This is a genomic window from Actinoplanes sp. NPDC051537, from assembly GCF_055586105.1.
Window position 1 is genome coordinate 224582 of the sequence record NZ_JBVJIU010000001.1, and the last position, 19477, is coordinate 244058.

Sequence of the window (19477 nt, forward strand, 5' to 3'; positions counted from 1 at the left end):
ATCCCGCTCGTGGATAGCTGCCAGCCATGCGCTGCATTTCCGGCCGCTGCCGGTACTGCCTAGCGTCAGTAGCAGGTTACGACGATGTTTCGATGGCGACGAGGAGGATTGATGGCCCGCTACGTGGACGGACACGCGCTCGGCATCTTCGACGACGGTTCCGGCGCATTCACCGGGCTGGTCGTCGGCGATCGCGTCGTCCGCCTCCTCGACGACCAACTGGTCAAGGGCCCGGCCACCTACCTGAGCCTGCTGCGGGAATGGGCAGTCGTACGCCGCCGTCTGGGTGAGCTGGCGGCGGTGAGCGGGCCCGCGGACGGCCTGCCCCTGCCGGATCTGCATCCGCTCGCGCCGGTGGAGCCCCGGCAGATCTTCCAGGCCGGCGCCAACTACCGCTCCCACGTCGCGCAGATCCTCGTCTCCAGTCGCGCGCCCGGCGACGCCCGCAGCGACGAGGAGGTGCGCCGGGCGGCCGACGAGCAGATGGATGAGAAGGCGCGAACCGGCAGTCCGTTCGTGTTCGCCGGCCTGCCGACCGCGATCTGCGGACCGGACGACGACGTTCTGCTGCCGTCCGAGGCGGCCCAGGTCGACTGGGAGGCCGAGCTGGCCGTGGTCATCGGCGCGACGGCCCGCCACGTGCCTCGTGACCGGGCGATGGAATACGTCGCCGGCTACACCGTGTGCAACGACATCAGCGCGCGTGACCTGCAGTTCCCCGCCGAACACCGGCCGCTGGGCGGCGATTGGCTGCGGGCGAAGAACCGGCCGACCTTCCTCCCGACCGGGCCGTTCCTCGTCCCCGCCGACCAGATCGACGACCACCGGACGCTGCGGATCACGCTGGACCTCAACGGCGAGCGCATGCAGGACGACGTGCCCGGCAACATGCTCTTCGACGTTCCCCGCCTGATCGCCTCGATCTCCGCCGCCGTCACGCTGTTGCCCGGCGACCTCCTCCTCACCGGGAGCCCGGCCGGCAACGGCGGCCACTGGAAGCGGTGGCTGCGGCCCGGCGACGTGATGGAAGCCGCCATCGGACGGCTGGGCGCGCAGCACAACCGATGCGTACGCGAGCCGGGGTGACCGTCCCGCCTCCCGGCCACGACCGGGTGATGCGCGTGGCGGGTCTCCGGCCGGTCGCCGAGCGCATCATCGAACTGGCTCTGGCCGGCGCCGGGCTTCCTCGCTGGGCGCCCGGCGCGCACGTGGACCTGGTGCTCCCGAACGGAAAGGTCCGCCCCTTCTCGCTGGCCGGCGACCCGGACGACACCCAGTCGTGGCGGCTGCTGATCGCTCGTTCCGGCGACGCCGCAGACGGAGCGTCGGCCTACATCCACAACGCGCTTCGCGTCGGCGATGCGGTACGGGTCCGTGGGCCGCGCAACCTGTTCCCCCTCAACGCGGCGCCCCGTTATCTCTTCCTCGCCTCCGGCGCCGGAATCGCCCCGCTCCTTCCGATGGCGCGGCGGATCCGGGCGGCCCGCATCTATCCGTGGTCGATGATTCACGTCAACCCGGGAGACGCCTCCACCGCTCTCGGCGCCGAGGTGCGCGGACTCGGCCCGGATTGCCGGTCGAGTCCCGATCGGGCGACCGCGATGGACGCGCTGGCGCTGGCGCGGCCCGGATCGGCCGTCTACGCCTGCGGCAGCAGCCGGTTCGTGGACGCGATCGGCGAAGCCGCGCCCACCGGAGTCGTGGTGCATCGCCAGCGCTTCGACGCACCCCCGAGGGCGTACGGCGTCGGGCATCCGTTCGCCTTGGTGCTCGCGCGGCGCGGCGAGACCTTGCGTGTCGAGCCGGGCACGGCCGTGCTGACCGTCCTGCACCAGGCGGGGGTGCCCGTCCCGGCCTCCTGCGGCACGGGGATCTGTGGCGCGTGCGTCGTCAACGTCCTCGACGGCGAGGTGCGGCATCGCGATGCGATTCTCCGGGCGCCCGAGCGGGACGCGTCCCGGCTGATCGTCACCTGCGTCTCGACGGCCGCCGGCGACCGGCTCGTCCTCGACCTGTAGGGGACTCGGCCGGTAGCGGACTCGGCCGGTAGCGGACTCGGCCGGTAGCGGGCGAAATGTGACCCGGGCCATAGCCGCGACGAATCGGAGCGATAGCAACCACGCATTTCCGCACGGCACAGCGAATCCCTAGCGTCGTCCGTATCGCCCACCTCACCTGGGAGTAACAATGAGCAATCCGATCGCCAAGCTCGGATACGTCGGCGTCACCACCCCGCGCTACGAGGAGTTCCGCACGTGGGGGCCGCAGGTCCTTGGCTGCATGCTGGGTCCCGACGGTGCGGACGGCGCCGTACGCCTCAAGACCGACGATGCCGACTACCGGCTGTCCTTCCACCCGGGCGACGAGTACCGGTTGGCCTACGCCGGCTTCGAGGTCCTGTCGCACCGCGACCTGGACGCCGCGGTCAAACGGCTCGAGGACGCCGGCGCCAAACCCCGTTTCGCCGACGAGGCCACCACCGCCGCCCGCGGCGTCAAGCACCTGGTGCAGTTCGAGGACCCGTTCGGTCAGCCGCTCGAGTTGTTCTGCTACCTCGAGTCGGACTACCGGTACTGGAATCCGCCGCGCCCCCATGCCGGATTCATCAGCGGCGACCAGGGCATGGGACATGTCGTCTTCGCCGTTCCCGACATCCGCAAGGCCGTCGACTTCTACATCGACGCCATGGGTTTCCTCACCAGCGACATCATCACCATGCAGGAACCGCTCGGTGAGATGTGGTTCCTGCGGGCGAACCCGCGTCACCACAGCGTCGCCTTCCTCGAGGTGCCGAACTCGGTCGGCCTGCACCACGTCTACCTGGAGTCCACGTCTCTCGACGACGTCGGCTACTCCTACTTCGACGTGCTCGGCGGGGACGCGAACCCCGATCTGCTGATGAACCTCGGGCGGCACATCGGCGACCAGACGGTCTCGTACTACATCCGCACCGCGGGTGGCTTCTTCATCGAGTACGGCTGGGACGGCCTGCCCATCGACGACATGTCGCGCCGCTCCCCGCACAACATCAACCTTCGCAAAGGCAAGCGGTCGGACATGTGGGGCCACAAGTTCACCTTCCAGCCCAACGAAACCGTTCACCCGTACCAGGCCTGACGCACCGAACCCCGGAGGAACCGGTATGCCCGCCGTGCACAACGTCCTGGTGGTCGGCGGTGGCGCGGCCGGTGCCGCCGCCGCGACCCTGCTCGCCGAGGCCGGAGTCGACGTCGACCTGGTCGAGATCAAGCCCGGAGTAAGCTCGCTCGGCTCCGGCATCACCCTGCAAGGCAACGCGCTTCGCGTCCTGCGCCAGCTGGGAGTGCTTCCGGAATGCCTCAGCCTGGGCTACACCTTCTCGAAGCTCGTCGTCCGGGCTCCGGACCCCTCCGCCACGGTCGTGGCCGAGATCGCCGACCTTCCGTTCGGCGGCCCGGATCTGCCGGCCACGATGGGCATGTACCGCCCTGATCTGGCGCGCATTCTGATGTCCCGGACAGAGCAGGCCGGGGCCAAGGTCCGCTTCTCCACCACCGTCGCCTCACTGGATCAGGACCCCGACGGCGTCGACGTGCGCTTCACCGACGGCTCCACCGCCCGCTACGACGTCGTCATCGGCGCGGACGGCCTGCGCTCGCCGACGCGGCGGATGCTCGGCATCGAGCGGGAACCCCAGCCGGTGGGGATGGGCGCCTGGCGCATGGTCGGTCCTCGACCGGCCGACATCACCGCGTTCAACGCGATATTCGGCGGTCCGCAGTACATGGCCCTGGTCTGCCCCACCTCGGCGACGACCGCGTACTGGTCGCTGATCGAGAAGGCGCAGGACCGCTCCGGTCAGAGCCCGCGGGAGCGGCTGGCCGACTTCGTCGACCTCTCGCGCGGCTATCACGGGCCCTGGGACGAGGTCCGCGACTCGTTCATCGACCCGGCCCTGCTGAACTACACGTGGTTCGAGACGCACTTGCTCGACCGCCCGTGGCACCGCGGGCGCGTCGTGCTCATCGGCGATGCGGCACATACCTGTCCGCCCACCATCGCGCAGGGCGCGGCCATCAGCCTCGAGGATGCCGCCGTTCTCGCCGAGCTGCTGACCTCCGCCGACCGCGTCGACGAGGCCCTGTGGCAGTCCTTCATGAACCGCCGTTACCACCGGGTCCAGACCGTCGTGGACGCGTCCGTGCGGATGGCCCAATGGAATCTCGACCACGTCCAGGGCGATGTCGCCGGCACCACCCGGCAGGTCGCCGCCGCGGTCAGCCAGCCGGCCTGACTTTCCACACGAACCCCAAGGAGAACCGCGATGGAACTTCCCCCACCGGGGCGTGTCGCCGTGATCGGCGGCGGTCCCGCCGGCATGGCGGCCGCACTCTCGGTCTCTCAGGCCGGCCACGACGTCGTCATCTTCGAGCGATACCCGCAGGCGCGGCCGGCGGGGAACGTCCTCAACCTCTGGCCGCCGCCGCTGAAGGCCCTCCGGCTGATCGGGGTGGACACCACCGACCTCGGCGCCCCCTGCCTGTCGCAGTTCCGCAACGCCAAAGGAAAGGTCCGGGCCACCGTCAAGAGCGATCCGGACATCGAGCAACAGTACGGCCGGGGCGGCGGCTTCATCGGCCTGCTCCGGCCCGAACTCTACGAGCGCATGCTGGCCGCCCTGCAGCCGGGCGTGCTGCGAACGAACCAGACTGTCCAGCGGATCGAGCAGGACGACCGGACCGTCACGCTGCACCTCGCCGACGGCACCACTCACGAGGCCGACGTCCTGATCGGCGCCGACGGCATCGACTCGATCGTCCGGCGCGAACTGTGGGGCGACACTCCCAAGCGGGAACACCGGTTGCACGCCATCGCCGGCTACACGTTCGCCGAGGACATCGGCGGCGAGACCGGCTTCTGCGTCATCGGGCACGGGCGCGCGGTGCAGGGCAGCTGGACCTCGATCAAGTACAAGGGCCGCGACGGCTACCAATGGTGGGTGCTGGAGGCCTGCGACCCGAACGGCCCGGCGCCCGACGACCTGCTCGGCCGGGCCCGGCAGCTCGGCCGGGGCTTTCCCCGCCCCTTGCCGGAGCTCATCGACCGAACGGACGCGCAGCACGTACAGCGCTGGGTGCTACGCGACCGCGGCTACCTCGACCAGTGGTCCCAGGGCCGGATCACCCTGGCCGGCGACGCCGCGCACGCCACTTCCCCGTACGCCGCGTACGGCGCCGGCATGGCGATCGAGGACGGGTACTTCATCGGCCGGGCGCTGCGCGGCGTCGACCTCACCGACCGGGCCGCCGTCGAACGCGCGCTGCGGGGTTACGAGGAACCGCGCAAACCGCACACGGCGTTCCAGGTCAAGATGGCCTACCGCAACGGGCAGATGTTCCACCACGCCCCGCGGCTACTGCGGCCCGTCCGCGACTTCGTCTTCGACCACACCCCGTTCCTGCAGAAGGTGGTCGGCGACACGAATCCGGCGGAGATCAACAAGCAGCTCGCCCTCATCGTCGACTGACCGGTCCGGGAGGACAACAGCAGTATGGACACCGACCTGCGGGTACTGGCGACGGACATCGCGTGGCCCGACGCCGAGGTGGAGCGCGCGGTGCTGGCGGCGGCCGGCGCCGAGCTGATCCTCGCACCCCCCGACCGGCCCGGCGCGCTGATCGAGCTGGCCCGGGACGCGGACGCGATCCTCACCTGTTTCGCTCCGGTGACCGCTGACGTGCTCGACGCCGCGGTGCGCTGCCGGACCGTCGCCCGCTACGGCGTCGGCGTCGACAACATCGACGTCGAGCACGCCACCCGGCTGGGCATGGTGGTCAGCAACGTGCCGGCCTACTGCACCGACGAAGTCGCGGATTCCGCGCTGCTCGGCATCCTCGCCCTGTCGCGCCGCCTGCTCCCGCTGACCGGCGACGTCGCGGCCGGGAACTGGGGCCGCGACGTTCCCGGACTCGGCGTACGGCTGCGCGGCAAGGTGCTCGGACTGGTCGGCTTGGGGGCGATCGGCCGAGCGCTGGCCGACCGTGGGCAGGCGATCGGGATGACCGTGATCGCGCTGGCCCGGTCCGGCGTCGCGCCCTCCGGTGTCCGCCTCACGTCGTCCCTGGACGAGCTGCTCGGTATCGCCGACGTCGTGTCCCTGCACGTGCCGCTCACCGACGAGACCCACCGGCTGATCGGCGCGGACCAGCTCAAGGCGATGAAACCGACCGCCTGGCTGGTCAACACGGCACGAGGTCCCCTCGTCGACACACCGGCGCTGACCGCGGCCCTCCAAGAGGGGCGGCTCGGAGGGGCCGTGCTGGACGTCACCGATCCCGAGCCGCTCCCGGCCGACCACCCGTTGCGGGTCCGCGACGACGTCGTGCTCACCCCGCACACGGCGTTCTCCTCCGACGGGTCGCTGGCCGAACTGGCCCGACGCGCGGCCGTCAACGTGGTCGACGTGCTGCAGGAACGCGTCCCCGCCACCGTCGTCAACCCCGACGTGCTGACCAGCCCGGCGCTGCGGGCCCACCTGGAACCACGATGACGGCGGCGACACCCGACCTCGCCACGCACCTCGAACGCCGGGGCCTGGTCTCCTCGGCCCGGGACGTCACGATCCAGCCCTTGGACGGGGGCGTCTCCAACGACGTCGTCGCGGTCGCGGCGCCCGGCTTCGATGCCGTGGTCAAGCGGGCCCTCGGCCGGCTCCGGGTGGCCGAGGAGTGGCTCGCCGATCCCGCGCGGCTCGACACCGAGGGGCGCGCGCTCCGGCTCGCCGGCCGGCTCGTCCCGGACGCCGTTCCGCGGGTGTACGACGTGGCCGACGGATACCTGGTGATCGAACGCGCCCCGGCCGCCTGGCGTCCCTGGAAGCAGGACCTGCTCGCCGGCGTCGTGGACGCGGGCGTCGCCCGCCGGCTCGGCGAGGTCCTCGGACGCTGGCAACGTGCGACGGCTGGCGACCCGGACGTCACCGCCGCGTTCCGGGACGTCACCGCGTTCACTCAGCTCCGCACCAATCCCTTCCACCGCACCATCGCCGAGCGACACCAGGACCTCGCCGGAGTCGTCGGCGAAACCGTCGAAACGATGGCCGCCGCGCGGCTCTGCCTGGTGCACGGCGACTACACGCCCAAGAACATCCTCGTCGCGCCGGGCGATCGCGCCCCGTGGGTGATCGACTGGGAAGTCGCCCACGTCGGCGACCCGACGTTCGATCCCGCCTGGACGGTCGGGCATCTCCTCCTCAAATCGCTGCACCGGCCGGCCTCGGCCGCGGACTGTCGCAATGCCGCGCATGCCTTCCTCGAAGCTCACGGCGATGCCTTGAACGACGCCGTGCCGGTCGATCGGCGGCAGCTCGCGCGTCAGACCGGGTGCCTGGTCGTCGCCCGGGTCGACGGCAAGAGCCCGGCCGACTACCTGACCCCGGCCGAGCGCGGCGCCGCCCGCCGGCTGGGGCGGCGGCTGCTGGCCGAGCAGCCCATCAACGTCACCGACGCCTGGGAGTGGCTGGCATGAGCGACACGACGATCACCGGCCTGCTCGCGTGGGAGGCCCTCGATTCCCGGGGCAAACCCACCGTAGGTTGCGAGGTCCGCCTCAACGGCGGGACAACCGGCAGCGCCACCGTGCCGTCCGGGGCCTCCACCGGGCGGCACGAGGCCCGCGAACTGCGCGACGGCGGCACCCGCTACGGCGGCCACGGTGTCCGTACCGCGGTCGCACACGTCGCCGGCGAGATCGCCGATGCGGTTCGCGGCCTCGACGCGGCCGACCAGGCGGTGCTCGACACGACGTTGCGAACCCTCGACGGCACGCCCGATCTGGGCCGCCTCGGCGCCAACGCCGTTCTGGCCGTCTCGGTGGCCGCCGCCGTGGCCGCCGCGCACGCCCGCGGCTTACCGCTGCACGCCGCGATCGCCGACGACGCGGAGGCGCCTCTGCTGCCGCTGCCGATGGTCAACATCATCTCCGGCGGCGCGCACTCCGGACGTACGATCGACGTCCAGGATTTTCTCGCGGTCCCGCTGGCCGCGGGCTCGTTCGCGGAAGCGATCGAGTGGGCCGCCCGGGTCCGCGCCGGAGCCGCCGAGGAGCTGAGCGCCCGCGGACTGCCGACCGCCCTCGTCGCCGACGAAGGAGGGCTCGGACCGGCCCTGCCCAGCAACCGCTCCGCCCTCGACGTCCTGGTGGCCGGCGTCGGCCGCGCCGGACTGCGCCCCGGCGACGACGTCGGCATCGCCATCGACGTCGCCGCCACCCAGTTCGTGCGCGCCGACGGCCGGTACGTCCTGGCTACCGAGCACCGGGACCTGTCCGCCGGCGAGTGGATCGACGAGCTTGCCGACTGGTGCCGGCGCTACCCGATCGTCTCGCTCGAGGACTGCCTCGCCGAGGACGACTGGGCCCACTGGCCGGCCGCTACCCGCCGCCTCGCCGGCCGGCAACTCCTCGGCGACGACCTGTTCGTCACCGACCCCGATCGGCTGCGGCGCGGCATCGATGCCGGCGTGGGCAACGCCGTCCTGGTCAAGCCGAATCAGATCGGCACCCTCGACGCCGCCCGCAGCGTCGTCCGCATCGCCCAGGACGCCGGCTACGCCACCGTGCTGTCCGCTCGCAGCGGTGAGACCGAGGACGACTGGCTCGCTGACCTCGCGGTGGGGTGGCGAACCGGCCAGATCAAGGTCGGCTCCACCACGCGCTCGGAACGCACCGCCAAATGGAACCGGCTGCTGCGGATCGAAACGGAGCTCGGCGGCAAAGCCGCCTACGCCGGCGCCGCAGCGCTGCGGGCTGACCGAGGACTGCCCTGGCCGCCGGTCACGGCACGACGGTGACCGGCCAGCGGCCGCAGCGGACCAGCTTGACGGCGAGCGATCCGGCGATGCGATGCAGGATCCGGCTGGAACGGCGAGCCCACCGTGCCCCAGCCGATCCTGCGTGAGCGCAACACCGCCCTCGCGATCCTGGCCAGCCTCGCGGTCGGCATGGCCGTGTTCGGCGGCGCCGTCTTCCTCGGCCAGTACTTCCAGATCGGTCGCGGCTACTCCCCCACCGGGGCCGGCTCGCTCACCATCCCCCTGATGGTCGGCGTGCTGGTCACCTCGATCGTCAGCGGGCGCCTGATCACCCAGACCGGCGAGATCAAGCCCTACATCATCGCCGGTACGGCCGTGCTCGCCGCCAGATTCGCCTTGCTCAGCGTCATCGACCACGACACACCGCTCTGGTACGTCGGCATCGGCATGTTCCTGGTCGGCGCGGGCGTCGGCATGTCCATGCAGAACCTGGTGCTCGCCGTCCAGAACACCGTCGCCCTGAAGGACATCGGCGCCGCCTCGTCGACCGTCGCCTTCTTCCGGTCCATGGGCGGCACCATCGGCGTCTCGGTGCTCGGCGCCGTGCTCGACCGCCGGGTCACCGGCCAGGTCACCGCCGGCCTCACCGCCGCCGGCTATCCCGCGACCGGAAGTGGTGACTCCGGCAGCCTCAACATCGGCGCGCTGCCGGCCGCCGTGCAGCAATCGTCCGCGCCGCCTACGGCGACGCCACCGGCCACATCTTCCTGATCTCCGCGATCATCGCGGTCGTCGGTGTCATCGCCGCCGTCGCGCTGCGGCCGGTCATGCTGCGCGACAGCCTCGACCTGCCAGACGAGCTCACGGCCGCCGCCGTCGCGGCTGACGCCATCGACGGCGCCCCGGGCGATCGACCAGATCTCCCCCTCGCCCGGCCGACGGCCCCACCCCCGCCCGGCGCTGACACCCCGGCCCTCGGTCGCCGTCGACAATCCGGTCGGCGGCGCGGCCGGCCAATGGTAGCTGCGGCGACGCCGACCCGCAGACTTCCCGTTCGAGCAGATCAGCCCTGGGCGGCGTGGGAGACGTGCTCCCAGTCGGCCCAGGTCTGCAGGCGCTGGGCGTACAGGTGCTTGACGAGCTGAGTCGGCTGGGAGCCGAAGAGAACGCGCAGCGGCGGGTTCTCGGCGTCGACGATCTGCAGCAGAGCCGGGCCGGCGGCCGTGGGGTCGCCGTACTCCGCTCCACCGGAGCGGGCGGCCATGGCATCGCGGATGGGCTGGTAGGCGGGGTTCGGCGCGGCGTGCACGGCCGACGAGCCGGCCCAGTCGGTGGCGAAGCCGCCCGGCTCGACCAGAATGACCTTGATACCGAAGCCGGCCACCTCCTGCGCGAGCGACTCGGTAAGGCCTTCGAGCGCCCACTTGGAGGCGTGGTAGCCGCCCAGCGTCGGGAACGCGCCGACGCCACCGATGGTGGAGATCTGGATGATGTGGCCGCTGCCCTGCTCGCGCAGGATCGGCAGGACCGCCTGGGTGACGAAGAACGTGCCGAACAGGTTGGTCTCCAACTGGTCGCGCAGCTGCTTCTCGGTGATCTCCTCCACCATGCCGAACAAGCCGTAGCCCGCGTTGTTGACCACGACGTCGAGGCGCCCGAACTTGTCGTGCGCGGCCTTCACGGCGGCGGTGACGGCACTCTTGTCGGTGACGTCCAGAGCCAGCGGCAGGATGGCATCGCCGTACTTGGCGACAAGGTCATCGAGCGTCGAGACGTTCCGCGCGGTGGCGGCAACCTTGTCTCCGCGTTCGAGAGCCGACTCGGCGAAGTTGCGGCCGAAGCCGCGGGATGTGCCGGTGATGAACCAGATCTTGCTCATGAAGACCTCTTCCGAAGCGACGTGACGAGATTCCTGGACTAGTCTAATTTTAGATTAGTGCAGAAAGTATGCTGGTGATCGTGACGACACTGCGGGAGCGCAAGAAGCTGGCTGCCTGGCGGGCCATCCGGGCTGCCGCACTCGAGCTGTTCGACGAGCGCGGCTACGAGTCCACGACGGTCGAGCAGATCGCCGCCGCGGCGGACGTCTCCCGCGCAACCTTCTTCAACTACTTCGGCAGCAAGGAAGCGGTCGTCTTCGACCAGGACCCGGAGCAGCGCGAGAGCTGGCAGGAACTCATGGCCGGCCGGCCCGACGGGGAACCGCTGTGGGAGTCGCTGACCGCGGTCATGCTGGGCTTCAACGAGACCCTGCGCGACCGGATGCCGCTGCAGCGCCGGCTCAAGACCCAGACACCCGCGCTTGCGCAGCAGACGCAGGCCTTCGGCGATCAGTTCCGCACCGACCTGCACGACTGGGCCCTCACCCGCGGCGGCGACGAGATGACCGCCTTGCTGCAGCTCAACCTGGCTCTCGCGGCGACCGCGACCGCCTATCAGACCTGGCGTGCCGACGAGACCTTCGACGACTACCTCCGCCGGCTGGAGCATTGCCTCGACCAGGCCGCTCCCGCCGCCCGATTCTCCGCCTGAGCGCCTTTCGGCCGCCCCGTGCCGGGGAACGCCCGACCATCAGCCTTTCACGCCGGTGGCGGCGATGCTGTTGATGAAGGATCGCTGGAAGGCCAGGAACAGGGCCAGAACCGGTATCGTGATCATGGTGGCGTAAGCCATGATCTGCCCCCAGGCCACGTTTACCTGGCCGTGCCGGCCGGCACCACCGTCCTGCACACCGGATCCTTGGCCTGTTACCGGCCGCCCGGCGCCGACGAGATCAGCGACCTCCTGAACCGCGTGCGGCGAGAAGGAGAGGTCCTGCTGAGCTTCGACCCGAACATCCGACCCGGCGTCGTCGGAGACATCGCCGTGGCACGGCAGCGGACCATCCAGCTGATCGGCGCCGCGCATGTCGTCAAGGCCAGCAGCGAAGACCTCCAGGTTCTCCACCCCGGCCGGCCGATCACCGCCGTCGCCCGCCACTGGGCCACCCTCGGCCCGAGTCTGGTGGTCATCACCCTCGGCGGCGACGGCGCCTTCGCCATGAGCGCCGACCGGGAGGTACGCCGCACCTCGCCGCCGGTCGATGTCGTCGACACCGTCGGCGCCGGCGACGCCTTCACGGCCGGATTGCTGTCCGCCCTGCGGGCAACCGGACACGGCACCCCGGCGACGATCCGGGACCTCGGCCACGACAAGCTCGTAGCCGTCATCGACCAGGCCATCCGGGTCGCGTCGATCACGTGCGCCCGGGCGGGCGCCAACCCACCCCGCCGCAACGACCTACAAGCGGACCGCCTGGTGGACCCACTGGCCCATCTATAGGTCCACGGTCAATGTATCGAGCAGGTTACGACAGGCACAAGGACCCGTTTCGATCTATGACGTGCCATCTGTCGGTCTACCTGGACCGCACAACGGACCGCCGATAGCGTGGCGCCATGACTCACATCGACCGGCGTCAGCTTCTCAAGGGCACGGCCGCCCTCGCAGTGGCCGCGGCGATCACGACCGAGACCTTCGGCAGTCCGGCGTACGCGGTGGGCCGCCCGGGCGATCTCGGCGAGGCCCAGTCCCTCGACGGCCGCCCGTTCCCGGCCTATGACTACAGTCGCGCCGACAAGCTGCCGCGGGAGATGACCGGGTACTGGACCAAGTCGTTCGACGTCGCGGGCGTGACCCGGACCGCCAAGGTGTACATCTCGGCCGAGACGCCCATCCGCTCCTACTACACGGTGATCGCCGTGCCGGGCGGCGGCGACACCGGCGAGTTCCTCCAGACCTCGGGCTGGCGGGAGGTGGCCGACCGGCGGGCGGAGGGCTTGTTCGTCCTCGAGCCCGGCCCGGCCGGTTGGGGCGCCGCCGAGGACGAGGCCGGCTATGTCGCGGTGGCGCTGGCGTTCTACCAGAGCAACAACTACTTCTCGATCTTCGGGGAGAACTACCTGGTCGGGTACGGCGGCGGCGCGCCCGCTCTGGAGGCGTGGGCGGTCGCGAATCCCCTGAAGGTCATCGCCCAGGCGTACGTCGACTCGGCCGGCCTGAGCGCCGCCTACCTGGCCTCGTACGCGTCCCGGGAGTACGACGGCACGACGCAGTACTCGCCGGTCGACTTCCCGGCCGGGTTCCGCCTCATCCGGTACGACGAGACGGTGCTGCCGACCTGGTACATCCATCCGGATCAGCGCGCGGCCGCAGCCAGCCTGGCGTACTGGAGACGGTCCAACGACACGGTGGGCTCCGGTGTCCACGACGGCGCCCTCGGCACGGTGTACCGGCAGCGCCCCGGCTCCCGGCGATGGATGACCTCGCACGCCGGGCCGATCTCGAAGGTGGCCGTCCAGCCGCATCGGGCCACCACCCGGCAGATCGTCGACTTCCTCACCGCGTACACCCGCTACGAGAACTCCTTCGCGTACGGCAATCAGCTCTACGAGCGCGCCGACTACCAGCGCCTCGGCATCGAGGTGCACACCATGCAGGTGGCCGGCTACATCCGGGAGTACCTCGTCTACCAGCCCCGATCCGCCCGGCGCCGAGCGCCCGTCGTGTTCGTCTGGCCGGGCGACAGCCAGACCGACAAGGTCTTCGTCGACGCCACCCAGTGGTGGAAGGTCGCCGAGCGCGAGGGGTTCCTGCTCGTCTTCGTCTGCGAGCACTACAGCCGTACGTCGGTGGTGGTCAGCCACCGCGACTCGCTGGCCTTCTACCGGCAACTGCGAGAAATCATCACCGCCCGGTACGACGTCGACCCCACCCGTTTCTACTCCACCGGCCAGTCCGCCGGAAGCCAGGTCACGCAGAACCTCGCCATCGCCTTCCCCGAGTACTTCGCCGCCGTCGCGTCCACGTCCTTCCCGGCGGCACCGAACGCCGCCGGCGCCGTTTCGCTCGACGGCGTGGCCTATCCGGCCAGCGGAAAGAAGATCCCCAACTACCTGATCTACGGGTACGGCGACATCGCCGGGTTCGTTGGCACCCTCTGGGACGAGACCCGGAACCAGACGGACGCCTGGGCGCAGTACCACCTCGGCGTGGACGGCCTGACCCTGGCCGACGTCGACGCCGTCGAGGGACGGCGCAGCGGGTTCCACGATCGTTTCCAGACCTGGACGTGGTACGACCAGGGCACCCGCGTCCCGATCCTCAAGCTGACCAGGAACGTCTACCGCTCGCACAACACCACGGCCGAGGAACCGCCCCTGCTGTGGGACTTCCTCGCGCACTACAGCCGCGAGGAAGCCAAGGACGGCGCCGTCACGAGGTACTACAGCCCCTCCGCCTTCCGCCATCCCGGCGACAAGCGCCGCGTATGACCAGCCTTCGGTTACGGACTGATTCCCCCGCACCGCCAACGCCAGCAGCTCCGCGCTAGCGTAGTCCTGGCCCTGGTCGGATTCGTCCCGCATCAGCACCCGGGCCATGTACCGAACCACCTTCCGGCGTGGCGCGGTTCAAGGCCGGCTGGTGTCCCTGCCCGAGCACCTGGACTTCGCGGAGAGGGCGACGCTGCCCTGCGCGGCGGTCACGGCGTGGTCGGCGGTACGTGCCGATGGAGCAGTTCCTTCAGGCCCCGGCATCCAGGCACTCGCGTAGCCAGGTCCATTCGCGGACGACATTGTCGACAACGTCTCCGGTCTTGAGCTGGGTCGGCAGGACGTCCCAGGTGTAGGTCTCGATCTCCAGATGATCGGAGAGTGGCACCTCGGCGTGCAGGGCCAGCGCCGCCTCGATTCCGGATCTGGTGGTATGGAAGCCGCCCAGGTCGTCGACGAAGATCGGCACGTGGAAATGAGTGCGCCATTCGCGCGCGCCGGTCGGGTCCAGGCGCCACGCGTCGATCGCGTCGCTCAGCGTCAGCATCTTGGTGAGCCGGCCATCGCGTGCCTCGGTGGTCTGGCTCAGGTAGATCGTGCCGGTGAAGTCGGCCAGCGCGGCGACGGCTTCCTCGGTAACCTCGGGCACACGTAACGCGGCCGCGGCCTGCAGCTTGAAGATCGGCACCCCGGCGTCGCGCAGTGCTCGCAGCGACGCCGCGATGTCCTCGAACTCCACTGATTGGTGGCCGATGTCGAAGACCACGCCAAGGTGCCGGCGCACCAGGCCGGCGGTTTCGCTGGCCGGGAGGCCGGTGAGTGCGCACAGCGTACGGATGCCCTCGGGTGACCAGATATGCCGGCGGAAGTAGTCGAGCGTCTCCTCCGTCGTTTCCAGCAGGCAGAACGGCTCCGGTTCGAGTGCCAGCTTCACCCGCCGGCCGGTGCGTCGTTCGAGGTCGATGAGGTGGGCCACGGCGCGCAGCAGGTTGCCGGTGATCCGAGCGACGTCGTCCGCGGAGCGCACGTTGGCGCGGAAGGCCAGGGGCGCGGTCTGGATTGACGGCGCGACCGAGACGGGTGTGATGTCGGCGAGAATGTCCGCGACCTGGTTCGTGTAGATGAGGCGTTCCTCGGTGGACCAGTCCGGCTCGTACACCTGCTCCATGACTCTCCGGCCTTGAACGGGCCGTAGGGGAAAGCATTGACGGTGAACACGTACATGTCGTGCTCGGCCAGCCAGTTCCGCAACCGGGTACGTTCCGCCGGGTCGGCGGTGAGAGTCTGGGCCGAGGCGCCGGACAGCCTGAGCGAGACGCCGTAGGGTTCGGTCAGCGCCACGCGTTGCTTCACCTTAGGGGCGTACATCTCGAGGCTGGCGCGCATCTCGTCCCAGGTGTCGCCGGCGTGGACGAGTGTGGAGTAGGCGAGGTGGCCTAGCCGGCCGAGGTCCATGGCGCCTCCAGGCGTTGTTTGACGGTGGTCAGGAACCGTGCGGCATCTGCGCGGCCAAGCGTTTCGCTGTGGTAGGCGAACGTCAGTCGCGCGAGCGAGCGCACGGCGATGGCCGGATTCCCGTCACCGGTGCGGACGATCGCGGGGCGTTCCACGGTCGCGCCGATCACGAGGGTGCCGGCCTGGGCGGGCTCCGGCGGCAGCGTCTCGGCGATCAGGCCGGACACGGCGACTGTGAGGTTTGCGCCCCCGGCCTGCGTGTCGGTACGGGGCTCGTTCAGTCGCCGGCGCAGGCCCTTGAGGCTGAGTTCCTCCGCGTGGCGGATCACCGCGGCGTCCCGGCCGGCCGCCAAGTGCACGGGGCCGGCTGGCATCGCCTCCACCGCCGCCTTGGCGACGTACGGGAGGATGTCCCCGCTCAGACCGGTGAGATCAACCTCCGTCTCGGCGACCGCGAACGACGCCGGTGGTGGTGGGGGGCCGGTCTCGGCGGCGCGCCGCCGGGCGCGTGGCGACACCGTGTGCCGTGGCCTGGGCACGGTGACGCTCATGCTCGCAGGGCCTTGGTCACGGTTGCGGCAACGAGGTCGGTGGAGGGGATGACGAGGTCCTCGAGGGAGTCGGACGCCGGCAGCGGGATGTGCGGTGTCGTGATGCGCTGGACGGGGCCGTCGAGGTCCCAGAAGCCTTCTTCGGCAACGATCGACGCGATCTCGGCGCCCCAGCCGAGCAGCCGGGGGTTCTCCTCGACGGTGAACAGCCGGCCGGTCTTGTTCAGCGACGTCAGGATGGTCCGGGTGTCCAGCGGGACCAGGGAGCGTACGTCGATCACCTCGGCGTCGATTCCGGTCGCCGCGAGTTGCGCGGCGGCATCGAGCGCGCGGCCGACGGTCAGCCCGAGGGCCAGGATCGTGGCGTCCGTGCCGGCTCGGCGGACCACGGCCGTGCCCAGCTCGTCCACGATCTCGCCGTCGGGCACCTCGCCCTTCATCGCGTACAGGCCCTTGTGCTCGAAGAGCAGCACCGGGTCGTCGCTGCGTACCGCGGCCGCCATCAGCCCGACGACGTCGCGGGGCGTGGCCGGGGTGACGACTTTGAGGCCGGGCACGGCCATCGCCCAGTTCTCGACCGACTGGGAGTGCTGGGCGCCGAAGCGCAGGCTGCCACCGTTGCCGCTCTTGATGACCAGGGGAACGGTGACCTGCCCGTTGGTCATGTAGCGGGTCTTGGCGATCTGGTTGGCCACGATGTCCCAGCAGACCGCGAAGAAGTCGGCGAACATGACCTCGGCGACCGGGCGCAGTCCGGTCATCGCCGCGCCCATGGCCGCGCCGATGATGGCCTGCTCGGAGATGGGTGTGTCGATCACCCGGCGCGGACCGAACTCGTCGAGCAGACCCTCGGTCGTCTTGAAGACGCCGCCCGCGCCGGCGACGTCCTCGCCGATCAGCACGACGCGCTCGTCGCGCCGCATCTCCTGGGCGATTCCGCGGGCGACCGCGCTGCGGTAGGTCAGTTGCGCCATGAGGATCCTCCATCCGCCCACAGGTCGGTCGTTGCCACGGCCGGCGAGGGCAGGTCACCGGCGATGGCTTGCTCGGTGGCCCGCTCGACCTCGGCGGCCGCTTCCTCGTCGATCTGGTCCACCGACGCCTGGTCGACGCCGAGTCGTCGCAGCCGGCCGCGGTACACGGTGATCGGGTCGTACTTCAGCCAGGCCTCGATCTCGCCGGCCGGCCGGTATTTGCCGGGGTCGGCGCGCGAGTGGCCGCCGTGGCGGTAGGTCAGGGCTTCGATCAGGGACGGCCCGCCGCCGGCCCGGGCGCGCTGGATCGCCGTGGTGGCGGCCAGGTAGACCGCGTCGGCGTCGTTTCCGTCGATGGCGATCGGGTCCAGGCCGTACGCCGCCGCGCGGTCCGCGGCCGGGCGCTGCACGGCGGTGATGTCGGCGATCGCGGTGTACTCCATGTACAAGTTGTTCTCGCAGACGAAGACGATCGGCAGTTGGAACACGGCGGCGTAGTTGAGCGCCTCGTGGAACGCGCCGATGTTGGTGGTGCCGTCGCCGAAGAAGCAGACGGTGACCTGCCCCGATCCGCGGTACTGGGCGGACCAGGCGGCGCCGTTGGCGATAGTGAGGTGGGCGCCGATGATGGCGTACGAACCGAGCACGCCGTGTTCGACGCTGGTCAGATGCATGGATCCGCCCTTGCCGCCCATCAGGCCGTTGGCGCGGCCGAGCAACTCGGCCAGCACCGGCGTCATCGGCACACCCCGGGCCAGCGTGTGAGCGTGCCCGCGATAGGTGGCGAAGGTGAGATCGTCCGGCCGCATCGCCGCGCCGAAGCCGGCAGCGACCGCCTCCATCCCGAGCGACAGATGGCTCGTGCCCTTCACGAGCTGGCGCATGAACAGGTCGTACGCTCGCTTCTCGAACAGGCGCATCTGCTGCATCTTGCGATAGAGGTCGAGCCGGACCGGTAACGGCACGGCGTCCCGGTCGTGGCGCGTCGGGTCGTCGGGGGGCAGCACTGGCTCGTGGGCGCCATAGCCGTGCTCGGCGAGGGGATGCCTCATGCCGCGCCCCCGGGTTTCGGGCGGGAATTCAAATGCGACTGACTTTCCCGTACGGGCGGAAGGTCCCCGCCGGTCGTGTAGTAACGCTGTCCGGCGATCAGCAGCTCCTCGGCCGGGAATTTGGTGAGCACCTCGCACCCGGACTCGGTCACCAGGATCTCCTCCTCGATCCGGGCCGCGCCCCACCCGTCGGCCGCCGGCCAGTAGGTCTCCAGCGCGAACACCTGACCCGGTTCGAGCGTCTCCGGGTTGTCGATCGAGGTGAGCCGGCTGAAGATCGGCCGTTCCCAGATGCTCAGCCCCACGCCGTGGCCGTACTGCAGCCCGAAGGCCGCCTCCTCGTCACCGAATCCGAAGTCGGTCGCGTCCGGCCACACCTGCACGATGTCGGCGGTCGTCGCCCCCGGTTTGACCAGACTGATGGCATTGTCGATGAGTTCCCGGCAGATTTTGTAAGCGCCGCGCATGCCGGGCGAGGCGCTGCCGACGGCGAACGTCCGGTAGTAGCAGGTCCGGTAGCCCTGGTAGCTGTGCAGGATGTCGAAGAACGCCGGGTCGCCGGGGCGGATGATGCGGTCGGAGAACATGTGCGGGTGCGGCGAGCAGCGTTCACCGGAGATCGCGTTGACACCCTCGACGTGCTCCGACCCGAGGTCGAAGAGGGTCTTGCTGACCAGCCCGACGCATTCGTTCTCGCGCACGCCGGGGCGCAGGAAGGAGTACAGATCCTCGTACGCGGCGTCCACCATGGACACCGCCTGGGTGAGCAGGCCGACCTCGTCGCGGGTCTTGACCCGCCGGGCCTCCAGGAACTGCTGCTGCCCGTCGACCACCGGGAAACCGAGGCGCTGCAACGCTTGCAGCACCGGCGGCTCGATCATGTCGACGCCGATCGGCTGCCCGGCCAGGCCGAAATCGGCCATCACCTGCGCGATCTTGGCGGCCACGTCCTCGGCCCGGCCCGCCCCGCCGGGGATCGCGCCGCGCAGGGTGGAGATGCCGGCCCGGGCGCCGTAGTGCTCGCCGCGGCCGGCCGCCGCGTGCGGCTCGTCCAGCCAGGGGCTGTACAGCTGGTGGTGACGGGCGGCCGAGCCGAAGTCCCAGAGCACCGGGTCGCCGCCACGGGGTAGCAGCGCGAAGCGGATCAGTTTGTCCATCGCCCAGGTGCCGATGTGGGTCGAGGTCATGTACCGGATGTTGTGGAAGTCGAAGGTGAGCAGAGCGCCCAGCTCTGACCGGTCGAGCTCGGCCTTGAGCTTCTGCAGCCGCTCCTGGCGCAGCCGGCCGAGGTCGAGCCGGTTCTCCCAGTCCACCCCGGTCGTTCCGTATGTCGCGGAAACCATC

Annotated in this window: 18 protein-coding genes and 1 pseudogene; 12 read left to right on the forward strand and 7 right to left on the reverse strand. The window is 70.3% G+C overall.

The window, feature by feature from the left end:
* The first annotated feature begins 111 nt into the window (after positions 1 to 111).
* The 9 genes and pseudogenes from ACZ6TB_RS01000 to ACZ6TB_RS01040 form a co-directional block, all read left to right on the forward strand.
* Positions 112 to 1086: a fumarylacetoacetate hydrolase family protein gene (locus ACZ6TB_RS01000; RefSeq protein WP_465549170.1), complete on the forward strand. Its 975-nt coding sequence runs from the start codon at positions 112 to 114 to the stop codon at positions 1084 to 1086.
* Positions 1065 to 2018: a PDR/VanB family oxidoreductase gene (locus ACZ6TB_RS01005; RefSeq protein ID WP_465549172.1), complete on the forward strand. Its 954-nt coding sequence runs from the start codon at positions 1065 to 1067 to the stop codon at positions 2016 to 2018. The genes ACZ6TB_RS01000 and ACZ6TB_RS01005 overlap by 22 nt, the downstream gene beginning before the upstream one ends.
* A 169-nt stretch (positions 2019 to 2187) precedes the next feature.
* The gene (locus tag ACZ6TB_RS01010) at positions 2188 to 3117 is read left to right on the forward strand and encodes a VOC family protein (RefSeq protein ID WP_465549174.1); all 930 of its coding nucleotides are present in this window, start codon (positions 2188 to 2190) and stop codon (positions 3115 to 3117) included.
* A 25-nt stretch (positions 3118 to 3142) separates the two neighbouring features.
* On the forward strand, positions 3143 to 4273 hold the full coding sequence (locus tag ACZ6TB_RS01015; RefSeq protein WP_465549176.1) for an FAD-dependent monooxygenase: 1131 nt from the start codon (positions 3143 to 3145) through the stop codon (positions 4271 to 4273).
* A gap of 30 nt (positions 4274 to 4303) precedes the next feature.
* Positions 4304 to 5506 carry an FAD-dependent oxidoreductase gene (locus ACZ6TB_RS01020; protein ID WP_465549178.1) on the forward strand — a complete coding sequence of 401 codons (1203 nt, stop codon included), beginning with the start codon at positions 4304 to 4306 and terminating at the stop codon, positions 5504 to 5506.
* Positions 5507 to 5530: 24 nt separating this feature from the next.
* Entirely contained in the window at positions 5531 to 6529 is a 999-nt protein-coding gene (locus tag ACZ6TB_RS01025; RefSeq protein ID WP_465549179.1) for a C-terminal binding protein, read from the forward strand.
* Positions 6526 to 7506: a phosphotransferase family protein gene (locus ACZ6TB_RS01030; RefSeq protein ID WP_465549181.1), complete on the forward strand. Its 981-nt coding sequence runs from the start codon at positions 6526 to 6528 to the stop codon at positions 7504 to 7506. Before ACZ6TB_RS01025 ends, ACZ6TB_RS01030 begins: the two co-directional genes overlap by 4 nt.
* Positions 7503 to 8828, forward strand: coding sequence for a phosphopyruvate hydratase (gene eno / locus ACZ6TB_RS01035; RefSeq protein WP_465549183.1), 1326 nt, complete (start codon positions 7503 to 7505; stop codon positions 8826 to 8828). Before ACZ6TB_RS01030 ends, eno begins: the two co-directional genes overlap by 4 nt.
* A gap of 75 nt (positions 8829 to 8903) precedes the next feature.
* Positions 8904 to 9740, forward strand: a pseudogene (locus ACZ6TB_RS01040) (MFS transporter); the annotation flags it as partial.
* Between the two features lie 112 nt (positions 9741 to 9852).
* Here ACZ6TB_RS01040 and ACZ6TB_RS01045 read toward each other — a convergent pair.
* Positions 9853 to 10668, reverse strand: coding sequence for an SDR family oxidoreductase (locus tag ACZ6TB_RS01045; RefSeq protein ID WP_465549184.1), 816 nt, complete (start codon positions 10666 to 10668; stop codon positions 9853 to 9855).
* A gap of 80 nt (positions 10669 to 10748) precedes the next feature.
* On the opposite strand from ACZ6TB_RS01045, the gene ACZ6TB_RS01050 reads away from it, so the two are divergent.
* A complete protein-coding gene (locus tag ACZ6TB_RS01050; protein WP_465549186.1) occupies positions 10749 to 11321 on the forward strand; it encodes a TetR/AcrR family transcriptional regulator in 573 nt (190 codons plus the stop codon).
* 39 nt (positions 11322 to 11360) lie between these two features.
* On the opposite strand, the gene ACZ6TB_RS01055 is transcribed toward ACZ6TB_RS01050, so the two are convergent.
* A complete protein-coding gene (locus tag ACZ6TB_RS01055) occupies positions 11361 to 11519 on the reverse strand; it encodes a hypothetical protein (RefSeq protein ID WP_465549187.1) in 159 nt (52 codons plus the stop codon).
* Between the two features lie 9 nt (positions 11520 to 11528).
* On the opposite strand from ACZ6TB_RS01055, the gene ACZ6TB_RS01060 reads away from it, so the two are divergent.
* Complete coding sequence (locus ACZ6TB_RS01060) at positions 11529 to 12110, forward strand: PfkB family carbohydrate kinase (RefSeq protein WP_465549189.1); 582 nt, start codon at positions 11529 to 11531, stop codon at positions 12108 to 12110.
* A 116-nt stretch (positions 12111 to 12226) separates the two neighbouring features.
* Positions 12227 to 14101: a twin-arginine translocation signal domain-containing protein gene (locus tag ACZ6TB_RS01065; protein ID WP_465549191.1), complete on the forward strand. Its 1875-nt coding sequence runs from the start codon at positions 12227 to 12229 to the stop codon at positions 14099 to 14101.
* A 250-nt stretch (positions 14102 to 14351) separates the two neighbouring features.
* On the opposite strand, the gene eboE is transcribed toward ACZ6TB_RS01065, so the two are convergent.
* The 5 genes from eboE to ACZ6TB_RS01090 form a co-directional block, all read right to left on the reverse strand.
* Positions 14352 to 15269, reverse strand: a complete 918-nt coding sequence (gene eboE, locus ACZ6TB_RS01070; RefSeq protein ID WP_465549193.1) for a metabolite traffic protein EboE — start codon at positions 15267 to 15269, stop codon at positions 14352 to 14354.
* A 268-nt stretch (positions 15270 to 15537) separates the two neighbouring features.
* Positions 15538 to 16107, reverse strand: coding sequence for a hypothetical protein (locus tag ACZ6TB_RS01075; protein WP_465549195.1), 570 nt, complete (start codon positions 16105 to 16107; stop codon positions 15538 to 15540).
* Positions 16104 to 17081 carry an alpha-ketoacid dehydrogenase subunit beta gene (locus ACZ6TB_RS01080; RefSeq protein ID WP_465549196.1) on the reverse strand — a complete coding sequence of 326 codons (978 nt, stop codon included), beginning with the start codon at positions 17079 to 17081 and terminating at the stop codon, positions 16104 to 16106. The genes ACZ6TB_RS01075 and ACZ6TB_RS01080 overlap by 4 nt, the downstream gene beginning before the upstream one ends.
* Entirely contained in the window at positions 17069 to 18133 is a 1065-nt protein-coding gene (locus ACZ6TB_RS01085; RefSeq protein ID WP_465549198.1) for a thiamine pyrophosphate-dependent dehydrogenase E1 component subunit alpha, read from the reverse strand. Before ACZ6TB_RS01085 ends, ACZ6TB_RS01080 begins: the two co-directional genes overlap by 13 nt.
* Positions 18130 to 19476: a M24 family metallopeptidase gene (locus ACZ6TB_RS01090; RefSeq protein ID WP_465549200.1), complete on the reverse strand. Its 1347-nt coding sequence runs from the start codon at positions 19474 to 19476 to the stop codon at positions 18130 to 18132. The genes ACZ6TB_RS01085 and ACZ6TB_RS01090 overlap by 4 nt, the downstream gene beginning before the upstream one ends.
* Position 19477: the final 1 nt, after the last annotated feature.